The following is a 278-nucleotide window of genomic DNA, read 5'->3' on the forward strand; positions in this document are numbered from 1 at the left end:
GTCCTGCGTGGCTTCAATAATATGCCTGACGACCGCAGAACCGATGAAACCGGCGCCCCCAGTGACTAAAATACGTTTCAACGCCATACTCCTTTGGTATCCACAACCCACGTTTGTTTTATTTCTTCCGGCCTAATTGCCTTGAATTGCTTATGATCGACCAGCATCACGATCACGTCCGCCTGCTGCAACGCGTCAGCCATCGCTTTCAGAGTCACATGGCCCGCCAGCGATTTCGGCAGTTGCTCGACGTTCGGCTCCACCACCAGGGTTTCACC

The 278-nt window shown here is 53.6% G+C and carries 2 protein-coding genes; both read right to left on the reverse strand.

Annotated features, from left to right (window positions below; translation table 11 throughout):
* Positions 1-87 (reverse strand): NAD-dependent epimerase/dehydratase family protein (locus tag V5P19_RS23455; protein WP_334407941.1); only part of this gene is annotated, 87 nt, incomplete at its 3' end.
* Positions 78-278: UDP binding domain-containing protein (locus tag V5P19_RS23460; protein WP_334407939.1), on the reverse strand; the 201-nt coding region annotated here is incomplete at its 5' end. The genes V5P19_RS23460 and V5P19_RS23455, both read right to left, overlap by 10 nt.

Source organism: Enterobacter sp. UNJFSC 003 (genome assembly GCF_036903355.1).
Classification (GTDB): domain Bacteria; phylum Pseudomonadota; class Gammaproteobacteria; order Enterobacterales; family Enterobacteriaceae; genus Enterobacter.